Annotated in this window: 4 protein-coding genes and 2 pseudogenes; 1 reads left to right on the top strand and 5 read right to left on the bottom strand. The window is 72.6% G+C overall.

Annotation, left to right across the window (positions count from 1 at the left end; all coding sequences use genetic code 11):
• Positions 1-147: pseudogene (locus FHD68_RS19670) on the bottom strand (cobalamin biosynthesis bifunctional protein CbiET); the annotation flags it as partial.
• Between FHD68_RS19670 and FHD68_RS18050 the strand changes: the two are divergent.
• Entirely contained in the window at positions 146-883 is a 738-nt protein-coding gene (locus tag FHD68_RS18050) for a cobalt-precorrin-6A reductase (protein WP_127897641.1), read from the top strand. The pseudogene FHD68_RS19670 and the gene FHD68_RS18050 overlap by 2 nt on opposite strands.
• On the opposite strand, the gene cobJ is transcribed toward FHD68_RS18050, so the two are convergent.
• From cobJ to FHD68_RS18030, 4 genes and pseudogenes are all read right to left on the bottom strand, one after another.
• Positions 859-1,587, bottom strand: coding sequence for a precorrin-3B C(17)-methyltransferase (gene cobJ, locus FHD68_RS18045; RefSeq protein WP_045983920.1), 729 nt, complete (start codon positions 1,585-1,587; stop codon positions 859-861). The two genes, FHD68_RS18050 and cobJ, sit on opposite strands and share 25 nt — an antisense overlap.
• On the bottom strand, positions 1,584-2,321 hold the full coding sequence (cobI, locus tag FHD68_RS18040; protein ID WP_187427323.1) for a precorrin-2 C(20)-methyltransferase: 738 nt from the start codon (positions 2,319-2,321) through the stop codon (positions 1,584-1,586). The genes cobJ and cobI overlap by 4 nt, the downstream gene beginning before the upstream one ends.
• Positions 2,321-2,950: a precorrin-8X methylmutase gene (locus FHD68_RS18035; RefSeq protein ID WP_127897642.1), complete on the bottom strand. Its 630-nt coding sequence runs from the start codon at positions 2,948-2,950 to the stop codon at positions 2,321-2,323. Before FHD68_RS18035 ends, cobI begins: the two co-directional genes overlap by 1 nt.
• Positions 2,950-3,169, bottom strand: a pseudogene (locus tag FHD68_RS18030) (precorrin-3B synthase); the annotation flags it as partial. The pseudogene FHD68_RS18030 and the gene FHD68_RS18035, both read right to left, overlap by 1 nt.

Here is a 3,169-nt window from a genome sequence, read left to right as displayed (position 1 = left end):
CCCCCGCGCGCCCACCCCCGCCAGGGCCAGGTGGCGCGGGCCGCCGAAGACGATCTCGGCGGCCGCCAGCGCGCGCAGGCTTGCGCCGGGCAGGCCGTCCGGTCCATCTTCGGTGATCCCGATGATCGTCAGCCAAGGGTCAGACATGCGACGCATCCTGCTGCTGGGCGGCACGACCGAGGCCAGCCGCCTGGCCGCCCTGCTTGCCCGCGCCGGTGTCGCGGCGGTCTTCTCCTATGCCGGACGGACCGAGGCGCCCGCAGCCCAGCCCCTGCCCACGCGGATCGGCGGCTTCGGCGGGGCCGAGGGGATGGCGCGTTACCTGCGGGACCAGGACATCGGCGCGGTCATTGATGCGACCCATCCCTTTGCCGCGCAGATCAGCCGCAACACGGATTTGGCCTGCCGCGCGGGCGGCGTGCCGATGCTGATGCTGCGCCGCCCCGCCTGGCCGGTCGATCCGGGCTGGAGCCGCGTCCCGGACATTGCGGGCGCGGTCGCGGCGCTGCCTTGCGCGCCGACCGGGGTGTTCCTGGCCATCGGCAAGCAGACCCTGGCGCCCTTCGCCCTCCTGCCGCATCGCTGGCTGTTGCGGCTGGTCGATGCGCCGGATGCGCTCCCCTTGCCCGGCGCGCAGGTCGTTCTGGCCCGCGGCCCCTTCACCGTGGCGGGCGACCGGGCGCTGATGGCGGCGCATGGCATCACCCATCTGGTCGCCAAGAACAGCGGCGGGGCCGGGGCCCGCGCGAAGCTGGACGCGGCGCGCGATCTGGGCGTTCGGGTCGTGCTGATCGACCGGCCCACAGCACCGGACCGGCCGCAGGTCGCCACGCCGGAACAGGCGCTGGACTGGCTGCATCAGGCGGCCCCCCGCGGGCTATAGACCCACCGCCCCACCCGCCGCGTGGCGCGGTTGCCGACCAGCACGACGGTGCGCATGTCGGCCATCTCGGGCGTGGCCTCCTCCAGGGTCACCACGCGCAGCGCCTCCTCCGGCGTGGTGACGGCGCGGGCAAAGATCATCAGGCGTCCGGGTTCGCATTCCTCGCGCAGCACCTCCAGCACGCGCGCAAAGCCTGCGGGCCGGCTGGCCGAGCGCGGGTTGTAGAAGGCCATCGCGAAATCGCCCCGCGCCGCGTGGCGCAGGCGGTGTTCGATCAGCGCCATGGGCTTGAGGTTGTCCGACAGGTTGATGGCGCAGAAATCATGGCCCAAGGGCGCGCCCGCCCGCGCCGCCGCTGCCAGCATCGCGGTGATGCCGGGCAGGATGCGGATCTCGGGATCGCCACCGTCGGCCTCCAACGCCTCGAACAGGGCGGAGGCCATGGCGAAGACGCCCGGATCACCCGAGGAGACGATGACCACCCGCCCGCCCTGCGCCGCCAGCGACAGGGCATGGCGGGCGCGTTCCAGCTCCGCTCGGTTGTCGGATGCATGCAGGGTCAGGCCGGGCCGCGCCGCCACCCGCGCGACATAGGGGATGTAGCCGATCACGTCCGTCGCCTGATCCAGCGCGGCGGCGACCTCGGGGGTCACCATGGCGTCCGACCCCGGTCCCAGCCCCGCGACGGTGATCCAGCCGCTCATTCCGCCACCCGCGCCATGGGGCGCCGCCCGTGGCCATGAACCAGCAGGATCGCGAAATAGGGGCAGTCGTCATCGGCCACCTCGCGCAGCGGCTGGATGCGCTGGCCGGGCATGGTGCCGCGTTCGATCAGCCAGGCATCCGCCAGCCGCCCGGATGCCGCCAGCGCGCGGCGCAGCTTGGGCAGGTTGCGGCCGGTCTTCATCACCACCAGCGCGTCGCTGCCCTGCATGTGGCGGATCAGGTCCGCCTCGGGCAGGGTGCCCATCAGCACGGTCAGCACGTCGTCGCCCCATGTCATCGGCTGGCCCACCGCGTTCCAGCAGCCGACCATGCCGGGAATGCCGGGGATCACCTCGACCTCGGCCAGCCCCTGCAGACGGATCTGCAGATGCATGAAGCTGCCATAGAGGAACGGATCGCCCTCGCACAGGACCACCACGTCGTCGGTCTGGGCCAGCTGCGCCAGACGCGCGGCCCAGAAGTCATAGAACCCCGCCAGCGCGTCGTTGTAGTCGGGATGATCGAAGGGAATTTCCGTCGTGACTGGGTATTCCATCGGATATTCGACCGCATCGGCGGTCAGCATCCCCTGGACGATGCGCCGCGCCTGACCGGGGCGGCCGGGTTTGCGGAAATAGGCGACGTGGCGCGCGGCGCGCACCGCCCGGTCGGCCCGGACCGAGATCAGGTCTGGATCGCCCGGCCCCAGACCTGCGCAGATGATGCGTCCCATCATTCCCTCCGGCTGGCCAGCGCGTTGATCGCGGCGACGGTGATGGCCGACCCGCCCAGCCTGCCGCGGACGACGACCGACGGCGCGGGCGGCGCGGCCATCAGCGCGTCCTTCGACTCCGCCGCGCCGACAAAGCCCACGGGGCAGCCGATGATTGCGGCGGGGCGGGGGCAGGCGGGGTCCTCCAGCATGTTCAGCAGGTGAAACAGCGCGGTGGGCGCATTGCCGATGGCCACGACCGCGCGCGCCAGATGCGGCCGCCACAGCTCCAGCGCGGCGGCGCTGCGGGTGTTGCCCATGTCGCGCGCCATGTCCGGCACACGCGGGTCGCGCAGGGTGCAGATCACCGCGTTGTCCGCAGGCAGGCGGGCGCGGGTCACGCCCTCGCTGACCATATGCGCGTCGCAGAGAATCGGCGCGCCGGCGGCCAGCGCCGCGCGGGCGGCGGTGGCCATGCCGGGGGTGAAGGTCACGTCGCGTTCCAGCCCCACCAGGCCCGCGGCATGGATCATGCGGACGACGACGGGTTCCTCGTCCGCGTCGAAACGCGCCAGATCGGCCTCGGCCCGGATGGTGGCGAAGGACTGGCGATAGATCGCGGCGCCGTCCCTTTCGTAGTCATGGGGCATCACAGAACCTTCGGCAGTTGATCGGGGTGCAGGCCGCGCAGGGCGGCGGGGTCATGGGCGCGGCCATGGCGGATCAGGTCGAACCCCTCGGGCGTCGCGGTCAGCGTAAGGTCGGCGGCACGCGGCCAGCCGCAGCCCTTGGCGCAGCCGCTGACATGCAGCACGGCATCCGGCGGGATCAGCGGCGCCAGCGCCCGCGCCAGGGGGCGCGTCGCGGCA

The organism is Paracoccus marcusii (assembly GCF_006151785.1).
Classification (GTDB): domain Bacteria; phylum Pseudomonadota; class Alphaproteobacteria; order Rhodobacterales; family Rhodobacteraceae; genus Paracoccus; species Paracoccus marcusii.
The sequence above is the reverse complement of the archived record's forward strand: the minus strand, read 5'-3'. Positions and strand labels throughout refer to the sequence as shown.